Source organism: Pseudomonas knackmussii B13, assembly GCF_000689415.1.
GTDB classification, from domain to species: Bacteria; Pseudomonadota; Gammaproteobacteria; order Pseudomonadales; family Pseudomonadaceae; genus Pseudomonas; species Pseudomonas knackmussii.
Genome location: NZ_HG322950.1, coordinates 5,284,558 through 5,301,922 on the forward strand (window position 1 = coordinate 5,284,558; position 17,365 = coordinate 5,301,922).

At 63.5% G+C, this 17,365-nt stretch carries 19 protein-coding genes; 1 reads left to right on the forward strand and 18 read right to left on the reverse strand.

Translation table 11 applies throughout. The annotated features are described in order from the left end of the window. Position 1: 1 nt before the first annotated feature. From PKB_RS24705 to PKB_RS24780, 15 genes are all read right to left on the reverse strand, one after another. Entirely contained in the window at positions 2-1,735 is a 1,734-nt protein-coding gene (locus tag PKB_RS24705) for a hypothetical protein (RefSeq protein ID WP_052355375.1), read from the reverse strand. Beyond that, complete coding sequence (locus tag PKB_RS24710) at positions 1,736-2,245, reverse strand: hypothetical protein (protein WP_043255393.1); 510 nt, start codon at positions 2,243-2,245, stop codon at positions 1,736-1,738. It lies immediately after the preceding gene. Positions 2,246-2,289: 44 nt separating this feature from the next. Continuing rightward, a complete protein-coding gene (locus PKB_RS24715) occupies positions 2,290-4,884 on the reverse strand; it encodes a tape measure protein (RefSeq protein WP_052355376.1) in 2,595 nt (864 codons plus the stop codon). Between the two features lie 102 nt (positions 4,885-4,986). Beyond that, a complete protein-coding gene (locus PKB_RS24720) occupies positions 4,987-5,298 on the reverse strand; it encodes a hypothetical protein (RefSeq protein ID WP_043255394.1) in 312 nt (103 codons plus the stop codon). A 395-nt stretch (positions 5,299-5,693) separates the two neighbouring features. Further along, a complete protein-coding gene (locus PKB_RS24730) occupies positions 5,694-6,446 on the reverse strand; it encodes a phage tail tube protein (RefSeq protein ID WP_043255398.1) in 753 nt (250 codons plus the stop codon). Between the two features lie 38 nt (positions 6,447-6,484). Beyond that, positions 6,485-6,949 (reverse strand): hypothetical protein, encoded by a 465-nt coding sequence (locus PKB_RS24735; RefSeq protein ID WP_043255400.1) that lies wholly within the window; start codon positions 6,947-6,949, stop codon positions 6,485-6,487. Next, positions 6,946-7,260 carry a head-tail joining protein gene (locus tag PKB_RS24740; protein ID WP_052355377.1) on the reverse strand — a complete coding sequence of 105 codons (315 nt, stop codon included), beginning with the start codon at positions 7,258-7,260 and terminating at the stop codon, positions 6,946-6,948. The genes PKB_RS24735 and PKB_RS24740 overlap by 4 nt, the downstream gene beginning before the upstream one ends. A gap of 3 nt (positions 7,261-7,263) precedes the next feature. Continuing rightward, on the reverse strand, positions 7,264-7,617 hold the full coding sequence (locus tag PKB_RS24745) for a DUF2190 family protein (RefSeq protein WP_043255402.1): 354 nt from the start codon (positions 7,615-7,617) through the stop codon (positions 7,264-7,266). Between the two features lie 70 nt (positions 7,618-7,687). Continuing rightward, positions 7,688-9,709: a prohead protease/major capsid protein fusion protein gene (locus tag PKB_RS24750; RefSeq protein ID WP_242411195.1), complete on the reverse strand. Its 2,022-nt coding sequence runs from the start codon at positions 9,707-9,709 to the stop codon at positions 7,688-7,690. Further along, entirely contained in the window at positions 9,684-11,189 is a 1,506-nt protein-coding gene (locus PKB_RS24755) for a phage portal protein (RefSeq protein WP_043255403.1), read from the reverse strand. Before PKB_RS24755 ends, PKB_RS24750 begins: the two co-directional genes overlap by 26 nt. Position 11,190: 1 nt before the next feature. After that, positions 11,191-11,394 carry a phage head-tail joining protein gene (locus PKB_RS24760; protein ID WP_043255404.1) on the reverse strand — a complete coding sequence of 68 codons (204 nt, stop codon included), beginning with the start codon at positions 11,392-11,394 and terminating at the stop codon, positions 11,191-11,193. Then, positions 11,394-13,340, reverse strand: a complete 1,947-nt coding sequence (locus PKB_RS24765) for a phage terminase large subunit family protein (RefSeq protein WP_043255406.1) — start codon at positions 13,338-13,340, stop codon at positions 11,394-11,396. Before PKB_RS24765 ends, PKB_RS24760 begins: the two co-directional genes overlap by 1 nt. Then, positions 13,312-13,845, reverse strand: coding sequence for a terminase small subunit (locus tag PKB_RS24770; protein ID WP_043255407.1), 534 nt, complete (start codon positions 13,843-13,845; stop codon positions 13,312-13,314). Before PKB_RS24770 ends, PKB_RS24765 begins: the two co-directional genes overlap by 29 nt. A 156-nt stretch (positions 13,846-14,001) precedes the next feature. After that, positions 14,002-14,754, reverse strand: coding sequence for a hypothetical protein (locus PKB_RS24775; protein ID WP_043255409.1), 753 nt, complete (start codon positions 14,752-14,754; stop codon positions 14,002-14,004). Further along, positions 14,751-15,122, reverse strand: coding sequence for a hypothetical protein (locus PKB_RS24780; RefSeq protein WP_043257734.1), 372 nt, complete (start codon positions 15,120-15,122; stop codon positions 14,751-14,753). Before PKB_RS24780 ends, PKB_RS24775 begins: the two co-directional genes overlap by 4 nt. A gap of 183 nt (positions 15,123-15,305) precedes the next feature. Between PKB_RS24780 and PKB_RS29710 the strand changes: the two genes are divergently transcribed. Next, complete coding sequence (locus tag PKB_RS29710) at positions 15,306-15,788, forward strand: hypothetical protein (protein WP_156958071.1); 483 nt, start codon at positions 15,306-15,308, stop codon at positions 15,786-15,788. A gap of 57 nt (positions 15,789-15,845) precedes the next feature. On the opposite strand, the gene PKB_RS24785 is transcribed toward PKB_RS29710, so the two are convergent. The 3 genes from PKB_RS24785 to PKB_RS24795 all read right to left on the reverse strand — a co-directional run bounded on the left by PKB_RS24785 (position 15,846) and on the right by PKB_RS24795 (position 17,325). After that, the gene (locus tag PKB_RS24785; protein WP_052355378.1) at positions 15,846-16,391 is read right to left on the reverse strand and encodes a YfbU family protein; all 546 of its coding nucleotides are present in this window, start codon (positions 16,389-16,391) and stop codon (positions 15,846-15,848) included. Positions 16,392-16,566: 175 nt separating this feature from the next. Next, positions 16,567-16,773: a hypothetical protein gene (locus tag PKB_RS24790; RefSeq protein WP_043255410.1), complete on the reverse strand. Its 207-nt coding sequence runs from the start codon at positions 16,771-16,773 to the stop codon at positions 16,567-16,569. Between the two features lie 186 nt (positions 16,774-16,959). After that, complete coding sequence (locus PKB_RS24795; RefSeq protein WP_043255412.1) at positions 16,960-17,325, reverse strand: hypothetical protein; 366 nt, start codon at positions 17,323-17,325, stop codon at positions 16,960-16,962. Positions 17,326-17,365 lie beyond the last annotated feature (40 nt).

Below are 17,365 nucleotides of genomic sequence, written 5' to 3' on the forward strand. Positions count from 1 at the left end.
GCTACAGCTCCAGCAAGTCGTTCGGGATCGCCACCCGGTAGGTGGCCGTCTGCTCGGCGGTGAACTCATCGCGGTGCGTCGCCGGCACCTCCGGCGCGGTGAGCTGGAAGCGCCGCGGGAACTCTTCCGGTGGCGTACCCGGCGCCGGGTTGTCGTAGTTGCCCGCGAACCCGTCGAGTGTGTCGTCGTAGACCAACAGCGGGTTCTTCCCGCGGATCTGGCTATCCAGTTGAATCGGCGACGGCACGCTGCCGGACGGCTGGGTGTCCGGCGGCGCCGGCAGTTCCAGAGGGTCGGAGATCACGCCACCGCCACGGCTGATCGCCAGGGTCAGCGTGGTGATCGCTGTCTGCCCGTCGAAGCTCCACTCATCCACGATGGAGAAGACCTTGCCCCGGGCCCGGCAGTGGTCGCCGAGATACAGGCTGTGGACAAGGTCGATTCCGCGCGCCATGGGCGTCGGCACCTGCCATCCCACCTTGTTGCCGCGATGGGCCGCCAGGATGCTCACTGACGCGGTGGCTAGCTGGCACTGCGCACTCAGCGCAAGCCGCTCGTCCTCACGCAAGTCGACGACCCAGTCCTCGAGTGCGTCCTGCTCTGCATCGGAGTCAGGGCCGCCGAAGTCGGCTTCCTCGAAGTCTTTCGCGCGATCCAGGTCGCTCTCCAGTGCCGTGCCATCGCGGCGCAGCACCTCACCGGCCTGGGCGATGCTCTCCGGCGCCTCCACCGTGAGGGTGTAGGTCTCGGTGATCGGCTGTCCCCAGCGCATGCCGCCGGCGAAGCTCGCCGCCAGCAGCAGGTTGTCGAAGTTGTTGATCCAGGCCTGCGGCGGGGTGCAGTAGATGCCGGTCGGCGGTAGCGCCAGCAGCTCCGCTCCGTTCAGCAGGTGATACCCCGCGCTGCTTAGCGCGTCCTTGATCATGTCGGTGCTGGGCACTTCCGACGACTCGTGCCGCCAGATGCAGAAGCTCGCGTCGATGGAAGTGCCCTGGATATCGGGGTGCTGCCAGTCGAAATCCTGGTGCCGCTCGCGCAGCCGCGTGAAGCGGTAGCTGATCGACAGCTCGACCCGGTTGACCCGCTCGGACAGTTTGGCCATCTCGACCGACAGCGACTGGTCAACGGTAGTGCCCGGGCCGAAGCTGGCAACCGGCGCCGTAGCCGCCCAGGGCGTTACGCGCAGCTCGCCGGTGACCGCGCGATCGAGACTGGCCGGCTGGGTTCCCAGGCGCTCCAAGGCATAGTCCCAGTGGCTGCGCCCGTCGACCGGATCGAACACGTCCTCAGTCCACAGGCCGCCCACCAGGGTGTCGATGTCGGTGATATCCATCGCCTCGACCAGGTCCTGCAGGCGGTCGGTCGCCTCGCACGACACGATGCGATTGCGCGGGTCGTAGGTCGGCTGTTCGAGCCAGCCGGAGAAGCGCAGCTCTTCGAGCCAAGTGCCGTCCTGGCGGTCCTGGAAGTAGATCTCCACGGGACGCCCCGTCCAGCCGATTACGTCCACGCCAGCCGCTGGCAGGTAGATCGAGAACTCGGCGATGGCGGCGGCGCCCTCCTCCCGCTCGATGCGCACGGTGCCGGTGAGCTGCGCGGTCATGTCTACGCCACCGAGCATCAGCCGGCAGCGCCATACGACCACCAGCGGCGGAACCACCGGTTCCACAGTCCCCGACGAGGAGCTCAGCGTGTTCAGCGGGACGCTGTTGAGTGGCGCGCCGTTGATCAGCATTCAGAGCTCCTCGCAGTTGATCTGCCATCCGTGGGTGTTTGCCGCAGGGTCCATGTCGCCCTGGGGGCGCTTCGCCGAGACGGTGAACATCGGCATCCAGCACACCTGATACGCGGTAGCTCCGGTCACCGGAGTGACCTCGGCATTTGCGCCACTCAGCGCCAGCTCCGCCTCTACCCAGTCGCGGCCGACCAGTGCCAGCGCCCAGGGCGCGAAATCCGGCCGGGGCGTGCCAACGATGACGAAGCTGGTCGAGGTGCTGACGATCGAGAGCTGCTTCGTGCAGCGCAGCTCGAGCGGCTGGGTGTAATCCAGGCCATCGAGGCCGGGCGGCATCCAGCCGGAGCCGCTCAGCGCGATCGCCGAGCGCTCCCAGTGCGTCATGGGCACGCCCACGCCGCCGCTCAGCCGGACGATCTCCGGACCGCCCAGTGGCGTGATCGACTGTGACACGCTGCCAGCGTGCGGCACGATCGGCACGCCACCCAGCATGACCATGGGAAGGGACATTCAGCTGCTCCAGAAAAGAGAAGGCCCCGCGAGCGGGGCCAGGTTCAAGGCTTGGTTCGACGGTGCCCCTTCTTCAGGGACTCCCGGTGCAGAGCGGTGAACTGGTCGCCGGAGGCCTGCATGCTGTAGGACCTGCCGTCCAGCTGCAGCACCACGGTGCCCAGGCTATCCCCGCCTCCACCGGCGGCCAGCGCCTGAGACAGCTGCGGGATGCTCGGCACCAGCCGCGGAGACACCAGACCGCCAGTGGCGTACCCACGCCAGCCGCGACCAATCTGCGCGCGCATCGCCTGCATGGTGTTCTGGAACCCATACAGCCGAATGCGCTCGAGGAACGACAGTGCACCGGGCTCGCGCACCACTTCCTTCGGCTGGACGTGCTCGTCCGCATGCACCACACCCGCCGGCTGGTACTTGCCGCCGGGGCCGGTCCATCCACCTTCAGCGAAGCCGGCAGACGTATCGGAGGTCGGGAAGCTCACCTGCGGACTCACCGTGCCAGGCGCCTGCATCTCCGCCGGCGCCTGCAGGGTGACCGGAATCACCATCTGCTGCGCGAGGCCCGCCGCGATCTGCTCCATCTGCGCACGCAGAGCGTCCAGGCTCTCGGCATTGAGGCCGAACGACACCTGCACGTTCTGAATCCGCTGAATTCGCTCCTCGAGGTCGGACAGGTTCATGCCGTTGATGGCATCGACAGCCTTGGCATTGCCGGAGTCGATCTCCGCGGCCTGGTTCGCGATCCCTTCAAGCTCCTTCGCAACCCCGTCGAAGCCGTAACTGTTATCACCGGCCTCCTTCAACTGCTGGAGCATCTGCAGAGCCCGGCGAGACTCGTCGATCGCTTTCTGGGTGTCTCCTGACTGAAGGGCGTTCCGGGCGCTGACCTTGGCCTGGGTAACGTCGCCGAAGCTCGCCTCGCCGGAAGCCCCCGAAGACGCCACTCCAGCGCGCAGATCCGCGAACTCCTTGCGGACATCCGCCTGCCGGCTCATCGCAGTCTGCAGGTCCTTGGTGGACTGATCCAGCAGGGCCTTGGTCTTGTCGATCTGGCCATTGAGGTCGGCGACCATCTCGTCCTGAACGCGCTTCAGGTTGGCCTTGTGCTCCTTGTAGACCTGCTCGCGGGCGCGCTGCTCCTTCCGAATCGCTTCGGTCAGGTCGCCCTCTTTCTCGACCACCAGGTTGTTCGTACCGTTGATGGATTTCGCCAGGTCGTTGATCCAGTTCGCGATGCCATCAGTGACGCCGCTCTCTTTCGCAAAGCGCCCCATGCGCTTCTGTAGCTCACTGAAAACACGACTGATCGAAGCTCCGATTTCTGGAGCAAAAGACTCGAGATCCTTGCGCATTTGAGGCAGCTGACTGCGAAGCGCCGTGACGACCTGCTCCGTCGACAGCTTTCCTTCCGTCGCCATCTGCCGCAACTCCCCGATCGTTACGCCCAGCGAATCGGCCAGAGCGCCAGCGATACGATCGGAGCCTTCGAGAACGCTGTTGAACTCGTCGCCGCGGAGAGTGCCGCTTGCCAGTGCTTGGGACAGCTGCTGGATTACCGAAGCGGATTCTTCTGCTGAGGCGCCGCCGACCTTCAGGCCAATGGAAACTGCCTCAATCGTGTCCAGCGCGGCCTGCTGATCCATGCCAACGTCACGAAGCGGACGCTGCAGCCGCGAGTAAAGCCCGATCAGGTCGCCGACATCCCCCTGGGTTTTGTCAGCAATCTTGTCGAGCTCAACTTGTGCGTTGTTGAATTCGTCTTGGGACTGAGTGGCCAGCCTAAGACGCGCGTCCAGGCGACCAACTTCGTCGGACCCTTTCGCGGTCTTCTCCGCGACAACAGCAAGACCAGTGGCAAGCGCAGCGCCAGCCAGGACCGCCCCGCCCCCTTTTACCTTTGACAGGATTGGGAGCTCACCGCCCAGGCCGGAAAGCGCGCCGCCGGATGACGAGCCTTCGCCGGCACCGTCCCCTCCTCCTCCCGCAGCGGCCCGGCGCCGCACCTCTGCCTGGGTCAGGCGATCAATCGCTCGACGCGTAGAGTCGACCTGGCTCTTGTACTGAGCCTCGGCCACGGTCAGTTGTGATGCGGTTAGCACGCCCGAGGCTTTCAGGCGGGCCATGTCGCCATTCAGGGACGTCAACTGCATGCGCAGCTGTCGCAACTGGTCGATCCCAAGATTCGAGCGTGCGGAAGACAGCAGGCTATCAGCCTGGCCAGCGGTCAGCCGCTTGCTGTATTCGGAGCGCAGTCGAGATCGCTCCTCGGTCAGATTTCTGGTGTCGACTCCCGCACCTTGGAGGTCTGCCCGCAGAGAGCTCAGACGCACCTGCTGCTGCGCCTGAGCCCTGTCCAGCCGCTGAAGTTCGGTAACTGCAGCCCGGTAGCTCTGCTGAAGTGCCTTGCTTGGCGTTCCAGCGCGCGCCAGTTCGTTTCCCAGATCTCGGACCCGGCTCCGAGCCTCCTCAGCGGCGCGCGCTCCACCCTCAAGATCATCCTCAAGGTCCCGAAATGCCTTGATCTGCCCCAAGGGTCGCTCGATCTCGCGGACCAGCTTTTGGTATTCAGTCCGAAATGCTCCGATGTTGCGGGTAGCCCCATCCACGTCGGCGCCAAGGCGGACTTCAATATCGGTCATGGTGTTATCCCTTCAGGGCACGCAGAAACAGGCGCCACGGGTAGGTCAGAACAGAGGAATGGCCTGCGCGCGCAAGAGCGCAGATGGATTCCTCGAGAGCGATTAGGGACGCCCCCGGGGCCTGCTCATCCGCTCCCCCATCGCGAAAAAATGGCGGTTCATCGCCTTGCACTGATCGAGCACTTCGGCCAGCTGGCTCGGCAGCATCTGCTCTACCTGAGCCTTGGTCAGCGTGGTAAAGGCCAACAGGTCGCGCAGCCGGATCTCCTCAAACAGAAAATCCCCAGCAACGTCGACTTCGCTATCGAGGCCATCGCCAAGGATCAGCGCCCTGACTTCCGCCACTGTGAGTTCCTTGATGGTGAACTCGAATCCCGCAATGGAAACGACCTTACGGCCCGCAACCTCGGACATGCTTTTCTCCAGACAATAAAAAACCCGCCGAAGCGGGTTTCTCTGTGTAACGAGGGATCAGCAGGACTTGTCGGACCTGGTGATCACGATCTTCTCATCGGGCGCACTGCAAGAAATCAGCACGCTGCCATCGGCAGTGCATATCCTGGTAACGGTCATTTGCGATGTGTTCACGATGTGAACGATGTCACTCGGCGGGACATTGAGCTGAGTAATGACTTTGGACTGAGTTGCCTGGCACTCGTCGAAGGTTGCATGCGCAGACTGAGACGATGCCTCCGCCCAGGCCCCGCCAGACAAGGTCGCAACAAGGCATGCAACTGAAACTCTCGAAAGCATTGGGTTTCCCTCCCATCAGATGACGGGAAGGAATGTACCCAACGCCGGCCAGCCCGTCACGCGGCGGCCTTCTCCTTCTTGATGCGGCAATACTTCGACTTGCCGGGGCCGACCTTGGTCGGATCGGAGAGCACCTTGGCGGTCGCCTGCGACTGCAAGAAGTCGTCGGTATTGATCCAGTCCTGTTGGTTCGCCGGGTTCAGGCGGCAGCGCCAGTAACGGCACTCGATGCGCTTCTGGGTACCGGCGGCGTTCTCGCCTTCGAAGAGGAACTCGAAGACCTTGCCACTGTTGGTCAGCGCCTCGACAACATCCACCGCGGCGCTGGTGTAGCTGACCTTCACCGGAGTGGCCGCGCTGATCGCGCCGCCCTCGATGAACTCGATGCCGGAGCCGGTCATAACGTAGTCGGTGCCTTCTTCGTAGGTGGTAGTGCCGGCGTCGTTGGTGACTTCGGTGATTTCGAGCGGCATCTGCGCCAGCGCCACGGTCGCGCCCGGCACAGCCGTCACGGCTTCATCGTCGATGGTGGTCGATGCAACGCTGGATGCGTCGCCCCAGACCAGCGCGGCCAGCACCCAGGTGTAGAGCTCGCGGAAGTTGATCGACAGGTTCATGCCGGTGATGCGCGAAACCGCGTCGTATTCGCCGCCCTGAGGGGTGGTGGTGTCGTTCAGGGTGATGTCGTTGGTCTCGATCGCCTGCTGGATGGTGGACACCAGACCAACCTTCTTGAACGGGTCGCTGGTACCGGCCAGGCGCGCCTTCAGCCAGCCGCCGATGATGAACGTCTCTTTCTCTTGAGCCATGGGGGTTTCCTCTGGCCACACGGGGCCGGTGATGGGCGTCAGCCCTTCTGGATAACGGTTTTCAGGTAGATGGGGATCACCACAGTGGCGCAGCGCAGGCCTTCGCCCGGCGGGAAGCTCTGCGCCGCACCGTAGGTGGCTGCGGTGACGCCTTTCGGCAGCCAGGCCGGGAGCTGATTCAACTCCGGCATCAGGCAGCGCAGCAGGTCCTCCTGCAGGTCTTCCAGCGCGTCGTCGTAGCCGTCGAAGCCAGCCTCGACGGCGCCGATGACGTGGAAGCCGGGATGAACCACCATCGCCGCCGGCCCCGGCTTGGGCTCGAGGTCGCGGGCCTTCTGCACGACAATCAGCGGGAAGCCGCTGGTGTCCTGGTTGACGATGTCCGTCAGCCAGCCAGACGAGACGCGCTCGCCTGCATTGGTCCGGTAGCCATTGGCCGGCGTGATGCTGCCCAGCCGCCGAATCATGGCCTTGCGGCCCTCGGTGATAAGGTTGGGTTTCATAGCTTGGTCGTCGCTGCAGTGATGGCGTGGCCGTCGTCGGCGATGAGCTTGTTGATCTGGAAGCGCTCGGCTCCGATCGAGAAGACGTCGCCGCGTTCGGCCCCAGCCAGGTCCTGCTTTAGCCAGGTGAAGCCAACCTGGCCGGTCACGAAGATGCCGTCGGCGCCCTCGTAGGCCAGGTTCCGATCGATCACGACAGGTACGCCGCAAGGCGGGCGTTGGCCCGTCTTGTCGGTGAACTGGGCCACGCCATCGTTGAAGGTCGTGACCGCCAGGCGATGCAGGCGATCACGCATGCTGGCCCAGCCCATGGCTTAGCTGGCCGCCGCCGGCGCCGAAACGCCGTTCAGGCGCACACGGCCGACCGCGGACGGGTTGGCCGCGACTTCGGTTACCGCGCCCACCAGGACCAGACCAGTCGCCGAAGCGTTGCTCAGGATGCCGCTGGCAGGGTTCATGTACGCCAGGTCGCCGACCGCCCAGGCCTGCGCGCTGGTTTTGGTCAGCTCGAAAACGCCGGTGGTCTTCAGGGCCACCGGGTCGCCGGCCGCCTCGCTGGTAGCAGCCACGCCGACGATCGCGCCGACCTTGTAGAGCTTGCCGGAGACGGTGCCGCCAGCAGGAGCCGGTACGGTGATGACGTCGCCGTTCTGGATGAAGGTCTTCATATGGACTCTCTCTCGAAGGGTGCAGAAACACAAAGGGCGCCATGCGGCGCCCCGGTGAGGTCAGGCGGGATCAGTTGCCCGCGTTCTTGTAGGTGCCGCGGTAGTCGACCCAGGCGGCACCGAATACCAGGCGAGCCTTGATCTCCATGCCGTCAACCTCGAAGCCCTGACGGGTCTCGGTGAACACACCCTGCTCGCCCTCGAGGTAGGCGTACTCGAAGGTATCCACAACGCCAGGGGCCGCGTAGAGGTACCACTGGTTGCCCTCGATGCGAGCATCGACGATCACGGTAAGCGCAGCGTTGCGGCTGTCGTTGATGTCGGAGTTCTTCGCCGGCACGTAGTTGGAACTGGTGAACTGGTATGCCTCCAGCTCCTTGTCCGGCCCTACCACCAGGTACTCCGGAGCCACGTTGAGGAAGTGACCAGCTTTGGACTTCTGCTTACGCATCGCCGCGCGAGCGGCAGCCAGACTGGCCGTGCTGATGGCGCCGCCAGACTGGCGGTGCTGAGTGCTGAGGGCGCCGCCACTGGCGGCCACGTTGCCGTGCGTGGTGTCGTAGATGGTGTGGCCATCCACGAAGTTGGGGTTGCTCAGCAGCAGGCCCCATACCAGGTTCGACTCGGTCTGGCCGGCGGCAGCACCGAGAGCTTGGGGAATGCGGGTCAGCGCCGACAGGTCGTCGTTGACGATGGATTCCCAGGTGATGGCAATGATCTTGCCGAACTTGGTCACCTTGATCGGGGCGCCCTCTTCGTCGAGAGTGCCGTATTCGTACTCGCCCGACTCGTTGACCTGTTTCAGGGCCGCGATGTCGCCCAGGGCGACGCGGGTAGCTTCGCGGAAGTCCGGCAGAGTGGTTTGGCGGCCCAGCGGGCGCCAGGTCTGCGGCGCCAGCTCATACGCGGCGCGCAGGGTGCGGTTCACAGTGCTGCCCAGCAGCAGCGGGAAGTCGCTGGTGGTGTGCATGCCGGCGGCGCGGACGGACTCGGCACTGCAGCCAAGGGCGGCGGTGGCGATCTCGCGCGCAGTCAGGCCGCGGGCGTTGCCACCGGCTACATCGATGCACTCGCGGGCCAGGTCCAACAGGCGCATGCCGCGGAACTCGCGAGCGGTGTCTTCCAGCTTCACCGCCGGGTTGCAGCGATGCTGCAGCGCATTCTCCATGGCGGAGCGCTTGGCGCGCAGCACGGCGAGGTCAACGGTGCCAGACGGAGTCGGCTGCGAGCTGCGGGTAGGCGGCTGGTCCTGCTGCTGACGCTCAGCCAGCTTGTCGATCATGGCGGTGCTGGCCTGCTCGGTGGTTACGCCACGCTCGATCAGCTCATCGGCGAAGGCCTCGTCCAGGCCCACCTTACGCGCCATCAGGCGGATGGCCTGGCCACGCTTGCGCTCGCCCTCGGCCGCCTCGCGACGGGCAGTGTCCTCAGCCGCGCGGATTTCTTCTTCGGTCATCTTGGTTTCCTCTTGGGGTTTGGCCGAGACGGCCGGTTGCTCGGTCGGCGCGGCGGCCTCCCGGGTTTCGAATACGGTGTTGAAGCGCGGGCCCTTGTAGTCGCCCTGCTCGGTTGCGCTGCGGACCTTGGCGCCATCGTCGAAGCCGATCGGCACCAGCGAGAGCTCCATAGGCTCCCAGTCCACCGCGCGGTAGGTGGGCAGCTTGTCGTCGGGCTCCTCGGTCATTTCGTAGCGGTGCACCGAGTAGCCGACGCTGATGTTCCGCAGGATGCCGTCGCGCACATCGCGGAAGATCGGCTCGACGTCGTCGCGCTGGCTGAAGCGAATCAGGGCCCGGCCCTCGCCGCTTTCAATCCAGGCCTTCTCGACCACGCCGATAACGTCGTCCAGCTCCCAGGAGCTGTGGGTGTTGAGGAAAGGAGCGCCGTTGTTCAGCCGATCCAGGCGCACGGCCGAATCGCTGACCTCCAGCTCTTCCATATAGCTGCCGATGTCCCAGGACCAGCGGCGCCCCTTCGCGCCAGTGGTCCAGGTGATCTCGACAGTGCGATCGTCGATGTTCACCGAGTCAGGGCGAACGGCCGCGCGCAGCTGCAGCAGCGGCGTATCAAACGTTTGTGCTTTCGCCGTCATTGGTCGGGGTCTCTCCGGTAGGTGAAGGCGTCGTAGAGGCGTTGCCGGCTCCCGACATCCGCCGCGGGTCGCAGTCGAGCACCAGGCCCAACTGGTCAAGCAGCTCGTTGGCTTTCTGGATCTGCTCGGCGTGGGCATCCGGATCGGTCACGCCGAGCTCGCGCAGGGCATCGGTCCAAGGCGTGAAGCCATTGCGCACGCGGTCCTTGAGGTTCGTGGTCTCGGTGGACGGGTCCACCATCTCGCGCCGAGGCGGAATCCACTCCGCAGAGACTTGGCCGATCACGCCCCCAGGGATCAGCAGCTGCGCCTCCATAAACCAGCCCCACACGGTGTCGCACAGCTGGGGGATCAGCATCCGCCACTGCCACACATCCACGCGGCGCGCGAAGTGCAGCCAGCCCATGCGTCCGCTGGAGAAGTTCACCCCCTTCAGGTCGCCAGACAGCAGTTCGTAGGGGATGCCCAGGCCGACGGAGATGGCGTGCAGGGCCTGCCACGAGTACGTGGTGTACCCGTTGAAGGCCGGCGGCGAGGCGAAGCTGACGCTTTCACCTACCCCCAGTTCCTGGATGATCCCGGGCTCAATCCGCTCAATGAGCGGCTGCGGCTTGCCGCTACGGCTACTCGCCTCATCCTTGGTGACGAAGGCGGCATAACAGGCGGCAATCTTCGCCTGCTCCATTACCGCGTCTTCCATCTCGTCGAAGCTACGCACCCGCTGCATGACGGGTGCCAGCCAGGTGTAGCCGCGCGCCTGTCCTGGCCGCTTCGGCATGAAGATGTGCGCCACGTCCTCTGCCGGGATGCGCCGGGACTGGATGCTGCGCCAGGTTCCGCTCGAGCCTGGATGCTCATCGAACAGCCAGTACGCAACCCGGCGGCCGATGGGGTCGAACTCGACACCCTGGATGATCAGGTTGCCTCCGTTCTGACCGTTCTTCTCCTCATCGAGGAAGTCAGGCTCCAGCACCTGCAGCTGAAGCGGGACCGGCAGGCCGTCGGTGCTCAGCCGGCGCCGGCGCCGCACCAGGCACTCGCCAGACTCGGCCACCGTCTCCATTATTTTGTGCTGCAGGCCGGAGAAGTTCTCCAGCCCATCGGCGTCGCATAGGACAGTGTCCGCCCAGGAGCGCCAGAGGAGCGCCAGCTTCTTGCCGGCGCGGTCACTGCCGCCTTTCGGGCGCGGCACGATACCGGCGCCGACGACGTTGTCAGCGATACCGGTGATCGCGCGCTCGACGTAGGGGTTGTTGCGCCGGAGATCCCGGGCGCGATTGCGAAGCACCGCCAAGGCGGGTGCGTTCTCAGCGTTGGCGTCAGAGCCTGCCGAACGCCAGCCCTCATTCCGCCGCCCGCCGGCAGCACCCTCGAAGCGACGCTCCACGAGCTGCAGGCGCTGCTCCGCCAGCTTTTTCCGCAGGCGAGCCTCGGCGCGCTTCGCGGCACGGCCGGGAAGCCAGGTATCGAGGATGCTCATGTCAGAAGCCTTTCGAGAAGGAAGCGAACCGGCGACCGCCATTGCTGTTGGCGTTCAGGCCCAGGTCGGACTCCATGAGCCGCAGAATGCGGATCATCTCGTCGATGGACCGATAGGTGACTTGGCGGTCGGCGAAGCGCACCGACAGCGCGCCCTCAGCGATGGCCGCCTTCAGCGCCTCGTACTGCTCTAGGGTGTAGGCCATCAGTCTCGCTTCCAGTAGTTGGATTTCGCCCGTGGGCGGTCTTCTTCGTTGGCAGCTTCATCGCCGCCGGGTACTGGCTGTTGCGCCAGCAGGTCAAGATCAGCACCGAAGCGCTGCTGGCTGATCCGCAGCGCCGCCAGGGCGCCCACCAGACAGTCGAGCGCCTCGTTGCGGCGCCCTCTGGCATCCCAACGGTGCACCCAGACACCGTTGGCGAGCTTGCGCACCTTCTCCTCGGCAGTGAGCTGCTTCACCTCGCTCTCGTCGCAGAGGTCGTCGTTCGCCGGCAGGTGAATGACGCCTGGCTGGTTGATCCCGGCCTGCGACTTCACCGTATCGACCGGCATCCGGTAGCGGCTGTAAATCAGCTCCTTCGCGTTGTCGGTGCCGACCTCGGTCAGGTAGACCTTGCTTGCCTTGCTGCGAGTGCGTGGCATGTTGGCGATCGGCTTCCCGTACTGGCTCGCGCCCTTGGTGGGGATAACCCAGAGCACGCCATGCTTCCGGCTCTCGGCATACACCTCGTCGGTGTAGTGGCCGCCGGAGTCCCAGCCCCAGCGGTCGACCTTCATCACCAGGCCGTCAGCGCGAGTGAACTGCCGCTGTAGCTCCAGCCCGACCTTGCGCCGTAGCTCCTCACTGGCCGGATCGCCCATGAGGATGAAGCGATACACCAGCCAGGCTTCCTCACCCGGCCCCCAGGCCCAGACGCGTCCCTCGTAGCGGTCATCCTGCGTGTCGATGAAGCCGGTCAGCAGAACCGCCAGCGCCGGCACCTGGCCGGTCCATACCTCGCGGCGACCGTACAGGACTTCCCAGTCAACCTTCTCGCCTTCGCTCTCGTCGAAGGTCTCGCCGAGCGTGGTGTTGACGAAGGTCTTCAGCTTGTTGCGGTCGTCCTTGGCCTTGAGGAAGTCCAGAACGATTCGCCCCCAGGTCGTGAACGGGCTGTACGCCGTCCAGACATGAAAGGTGACCGACTCGGGCGACGGGATCGCCTCGCCGTCGGCGCCGTAAAAGTCCAGCGCATCGCGCGTCCAGATGCCGGTGCGCTCGCAGACCCAGCGGCCCTTCGACTGCTGCGCTTGCATCTCGTGTTGCTGCACGTCGCAGCCGCTGGCCGCGCACTTGTACCAAGCATCCTGTGGCCGCTCGGGGCTCCACTTGATGCCGAAGGCACAATCCTTGCCGCCCCAGAGCAGCGGCTGCTCAGCGGCACAGTGCGGGCAAGGCACATGCAGCCGGAACAGGTGAGGCGACTCACTGGCTGCCGCCTCAATCTGGCAGGTGCCCTTGATCTTCGGCGTGCTCCCCCGGATCGACTTCGGGAACGTCGATCCCTCGATGCGCTTGTCGCCGAGAAAGGTCGGCGAGCCTTCTTTCTCGACATCGGGCTCGAAGGCAGCCAGCTCGTCGTAGATGACGGTGTCGGCCGACAGCTCCCGGTAGTTCTTGGCCGCTGCGCCGCCGCGGCACCACAGCTGCTTGCCGTGGCTGAAGCGCTTGGTGTCCAGCGTGTTGTCGCGATGCTTCGAGCCGTACCACGGCGCCAACTCGCGCACAGCCGGAACGTCGCGAATCATGGTTTCGATCTGCGACTTCATGAAGCCGGCGGCGCTGCCATCGGTGGGCACCAAGAACAGGATGTTCCGCCGCTTGTGCTCGACCTGGTAGGCCGCGGCAGCCAGCAGCATCTTGGAGTACCCGACCCGCGCCGACTTGATCACGTTGACGGTGCGGATCTCGTCGTTGCCCATGGCATTGAGGATCGCCACCTGAAAGGGCAACGTCTCCCAGGCGCCTTCCTGGTACGACGACTCGCTGGACAGATAGAAGTTATCGTCCGCCCACTCGACCGGCGTCTGCGGCGCTGGGCGCTCGAGCGGCTTCAACCCGGCCCGGATGGAGCCGGCGAACTCAGTCAGCTGCGGTTGCGAGATATTCATCCAGGAGTCCAGGCAGGCGCTCGTCGAGCTGCGCGGCCCGGTTGCGAGCCTTCGACAGCTCGCGTTGCACGGATTCGATGTGGCGAACCTCGAGGTCCGGGTGGCGCCGCTTCAGGGTCAGCGGCAAGGTGTCGAGAATCGAGGCGATCTCGGCTGCCAATCGGGAGAACACGAACATGGCGAACTCGGTCGGCACCGCACGGCGCCGGCCGATGTCGTTCTTCAGCTCCTGCCCTTCCGCTTGGGCGGCAGTGAGGCGGAGGCGTTCCTGCGTCAGCTTGTGCTCGGCCAGGGGGTCGATCCCTTCCGGAAAATCGGGGTCCGCTTCCGGTTTGACCTGACTGCTCCCGAGCCCCCGCAGATAGCGGATGTACGCCAGGCGGCAAGCCTCAATATCGAAACCGCCCTTCCCCTTCGAACCAGGAAGGACGCCGTCTGCGAGCAAATTGCGCACCTGGCGGTCGCTCAGGTCGAGGTGCTTTGCGACTTCGATCTGCGTGGCCATGAATCACCAAACCGGAACCGGAAACGGCTCCCCCTGAAAAAGCTGGTATGTAGTCCGCGATCGGGGCTCGAATCACCCTCTGGCCACACCCCTCCCGGAAGGACCCAAACCGGGGGGGTGGGGTCTGCCGCTGCTGGGGAAGTGTCGTGCCACAGATCAGCGCCGCCTCGATCGAGCCGCGAACCGCTGTCGCACCGTGGCCATAGCCTTCTCGAACTCGGCAGGCAGGTGCTCGCGTGTGTACTCCTCGGCGATCTGGAAGAAGTTCAGCCGCTCGCCATAGCGAGGCTTGGCAACGAAGGCCAGGATCATCTTCACATCGCCGCGCTTCTTGCCCGTGCGCTGGGCGATGCCGATGGGCTTGCCCGCTCGCTTCATCACGAAGTAGCTCTTGGCGTTGCCCTTCTTGGTACTGCGCACGCTGTCGGTCGCGTTGGCCTGGTAGCCGGCCTGGCTGAAGCCCTTTACCCCAGACATGGCCTTGATGATCTGGCCACGCTTGATGTTGCCGTAGGCGTCGAGCTCGGCGCCCTCGCCTGGCACCACGTACATGCCAGCAGGGAGGATGCCGCGAGCACGCAACTGCAGCTCGGCTGGCTTGTTCCGGCGCTCGCCACCGTAGACCTCAGGAGCCAGCCAGACCGAGGCAGGCTGTGCACCATCAGACTCGTTCTTGAACCAGACGCGAGCGCTCAGCTTGTCTTTGGTCGCAGGCATCAGGCGCAAGGCGTTCAGCGTGTAGGGCGTGGGCTTGTCGAACACCACGCGCATTTCATCCTGCAGCCGACCGATCAGGCCCTGGGCCGTCTTGGTCAGCGCGGTGGATGTGGCATAGGGGATCAGGTCGTGCTCCAGCTCGTCGAGCGCGGCGAGCTGGTCGGCCAGCCCAGCAGCGCCGACGACGATCACAGCCCCGTGCCCTCGCGGAACTCCTTAACCATGTCGGGGAGGCTGGCCGACTTACGCGCCTCGCTCCATGCAAACCAGGCGCGGACAATCACCCAGGCCGGCAGCCCGCAGACGAAGACAACGCCGATCAGCGCAATCAGGCCGATGTCGTCTTGAACCCAAGAGCCGATGCCCAGCCAGCGCACCAGGAACGCGCCACCGCAGACACTCGACACGACAGTGCTAATCAGCGCCACGGCCCACTCCTGCGTCGACTTCGGCCGAGTCATGATCATGACCACGACCGCGGCGAACGTGGCGCCGAACAGGAGCGAGAGCAGCTTGTAGAGCGCGATCCCGCCAACTGCTGTCGAGGCCGGCTCGGTCATGGTGAAAATCCTCATAAGGGTGTCCCCAGGCTTGGCCAGCCTTGGCACTGCGTAAACGAAAAGGCCCCGCATAAGCGGGGCCATGTGTAGGTTCTGCCATTCAATTCTGCCAACTCTTGCGGTATCGCTCCGAGGGCGGGACATTTACGCCACTATGAAGGTGCCACAAACAAGGAGCGATACATGGCTGCCAAGAATATCGATGAGTTCAACGAAATCACCGGCAAGGTGTTCGCAACTCTCTACGAGGCATTTCCAATCCCGACCCTTCTAAGACCCTCTGACTTCGGAATTGACGAAAGTCACGAGGGCGATTGGGGGGCTGACGGTAGATTCATCGAGGGCCCTCCGCGCTCTCATGAAGAAGTGTTGTTCAGCCAGACAGTTCAATGGCTAGAGCAGTCAGGATATTTGACTGTCAGTGGAGCTCCTCCGGGCAGGCTAGTAGGCCCAGATCGAACGTTCTTTGGCCACGCAAGACTCACAGCAAAGGGTCTAGAGGTCATGAATGCCATCCCTCCTAGTCTCACCAAGCGCGAGCCAATTGGCCAACAGCTGGCCGAAGCTACAAAGAGCGGCGGCAAAGAGCTACTTCGCTCCATTACAACCGAGGCACTCGGAATCGGGGTTCAACTTGCAGTGAAGGCCGCCGGGCTTGCTCCATAGAAGGTAGGCCCGATCGATGACCAGGCCCCTGTCGCTACCAGCTAATCCAGATAGCACTCAACGGTTGGCAGGGTGGACTCGCTCGTTGAGCACTTCAGCGATCTCATCCACCGACAACTCGTGTGAGTGATCCTCAAACTCGCCGTACTTTTCGAGCATCCGGCGATAGCCATCTTCGCTCGGGAAATGCGAATTAAAGTCTCGACCGTCAAAACGGCTCCAGCGCCCTAGGTCGTTGACCAAGATTCTAGCCGTCGCCATGAGCTCCGTTTCGTTGTTTCCATCAAATCCTTGGAATACGACATTTTTGCCAAAATGCGGAGAGAGCTGGGCTAGACGAGCCCGTCCGTTCTCATCGAGCGCTTCGACGGCCTCCTCCAGGTACTCCCACATTTCAAGCACGTCAGCAACGAACTTCACATGCTCCGGGGTCTCTTCAGCAGACTCAAAGATTCCTGGGTAAGCCCATTCAAGAGCCCATCCACGATCACTATTGACCAGCCGCTGCACAAGCAATGGGTCAACACTGTTCTTGATGCCAAGAGCGCTATGAATATCCGTGAGCAACGTGATGATCAGCTTTTGCTGTTTCGAAAACTCCATTTCGTACCTCTTCAGTGGTTAACGTCCGCTACCAAAGTGTGTCGACATCCTGCCTGATAGCGAAAAGCCCGGTTCATAGCCGGGCGTCTTGGTCGCCATGGCGAAGGTAGGGCTAGCTTTGGCGGCCTAGCGTGAACACAGCTATTGAGACCCAAAGCAACGACCTAGCCTTCGGTCACATCCGTGGTCCCTTGCTGAGTTTTGGTTTTCTGCTCTCTTCGGCATGCTCCAGTTGGGCGGCCAGTCCATAGGCATCCTCCTCCGACAAGCAAAAGTCAACGATTCCGCCGTTAACCATTACTTTCCAAACTGCCTCGACACCGGGCCTAGAAAACCTCTCTGGGATATCCTCCCCAATGAGCTTAACAATCGTGACAGCCATGCATCTCTTCCTTCTGAGTGGAGTGGCACGACGATATCACGAGCTAGAAAAACGCCTCAACGAACGAATCTGGAAACGAAAAAACCCGGCTCAATGGCCGGGTTTTTATTGCCTGTCTGTGCGGCGCGCACGGATCAGCAGATGTGGTGAATTTCGCTCATTCGCTCACACAAGTCAACATCCAGATTATTCCTGGCTCAGGGCGCGACGGTGGTAGAAGAACAAGTACAACAGGCCAATTGGCGCAACGAAGATCGAGAACGTCCAGCACATCATCATCGTGAACGCCTTCACCATCAGCATGAAGCCGGCATTCCAGATGAATACGTTATCGCCAACGATGAAGCCCACTATCCGCTCGTATACAAAGCGCGAGTAGGGATAGAGCAGAGTGCAGATCACCGAAAACACCAGGACGTCGATTCTGATCTTCTGCGGGTTCATGATCTGCATCCAAACCAGCAGCGCTAAGAAAATTGCTCCGAAGAACAGCTGGCGGAAGTAGTACTGGGCCGACAGGCCGCCAAAGGTCATACGAAAGAAGCTCTGCATCTAACTGTCCTTGGTTTCAGATTGCGCTTGGCCCAGCAGC

What these genes read in the sequence shown, in the direction of transcription:
- PKB_RS24735 (WP_043255400.1), bottom strand. Translation starts at nt 6,949, where the DNA reads ATGAAACCCAACCTTATCACCGAGGGCCGCAAGGCCATGATTCGGCGG.
- PKB_RS24730 (WP_043255398.1), bottom strand. Translation starts at nt 6,446, where the DNA reads ATGGCTCAAGAGAAAGAGACGTTCATCATCGGCGGCTGGCTGAAGGCG.
- PKB_RS24780 (WP_043257734.1), bottom strand. Translation starts at nt 15,122, where the DNA reads ATGACCGAGCCGGCCTCGACAGCAGTTGGCGGGATCGCGCTCTACAAG.
- PKB_RS24710 (WP_043255393.1), bottom strand. Translation starts at nt 2,245, where the DNA reads ATGTCCCTTCCCATGGTCATGCTGGGTGGCGTGCCGATCGTGCCGCAC.
- PKB_RS24740 (WP_052355377.1), bottom strand. Translation starts at nt 7,260, where the DNA reads ATGGGCTGGGCCAGCATGCGTGATCGCCTGCATCGCCTGGCGGTCACG.
- PKB_RS24755 (WP_043255403.1), bottom strand. Translation starts at nt 11,189, where the DNA reads ATGAGCATCCTCGATACCTGGCTTCCCGGCCGTGCCGCGAAGCGCGCC.
- PKB_RS24750 (WP_242411195.1), bottom strand. Translation starts at nt 9,709, where the DNA reads ATGACGGCGAAAGCACAAACGTTTGATACGCCGCTGCTGCAGCTGCGC.
- PKB_RS29710 (WP_156958071.1), top strand. Translation starts at nt 15,306, where the DNA reads ATGGCTGCCAAGAATATCGATGAGTTCAACGAAATCACCGGCAAGGTG.
- PKB_RS24765 (WP_043255406.1), bottom strand. Translation starts at nt 13,340, where the DNA reads ATGAATATCTCGCAACCGCAGCTGACTGAGTTCGCCGGCTCCATCCGG.
- PKB_RS24715 (WP_052355376.1), bottom strand. Translation starts at nt 4,884, where the DNA reads ATGACCGATATTGAAGTCCGCCTTGGCGCCGACGTGGATGGGGCTACC.
- PKB_RS24745 (WP_043255402.1), bottom strand. Translation starts at nt 7,617, where the DNA reads ATGAAGACCTTCATCCAGAACGGCGACGTCATCACCGTACCGGCTCCT.
- PKB_RS24760 (WP_043255404.1), bottom strand. Translation starts at nt 11,394, where the DNA reads ATGGCCTACACCCTAGAGCAGTACGAGGCGCTGAAGGCGGCCATCGCT.
- PKB_RS24790 (WP_043255410.1), bottom strand. Translation starts at nt 16,773, where the DNA reads ATGGCTGTCACGATTGTTAAGCTCATTGGGGAGGATATCCCAGAGAGG.
- PKB_RS24705 (WP_052355375.1), bottom strand. Translation starts at nt 1,735, where the DNA reads ATGCTGATCAACGGCGCGCCACTCAACAGCGTCCCGCTGAACACGCTG.
- PKB_RS24770 (WP_043255407.1), bottom strand. Translation starts at nt 13,845, where the DNA reads ATGGCCACGCAGATCGAAGTCGCAAAGCACCTCGACCTGAGCGACCGC.
- PKB_RS24720 (WP_043255394.1), bottom strand. Translation starts at nt 5,298, where the DNA reads ATGTCCGAGGTTGCGGGCCGTAAGGTCGTTTCCATTGCGGGATTCGAG.
- PKB_RS24795 (WP_043255412.1), bottom strand. Translation starts at nt 17,325, where the DNA reads ATGCAGAGCTTCTTTCGTATGACCTTTGGCGGCCTGTCGGCCCAGTAC.
- PKB_RS24785 (WP_052355378.1), bottom strand. Translation starts at nt 16,391, where the DNA reads ATGGAGTTTTCGAAACAGCAAAAGCTGATCATCACGTTGCTCACGGAT.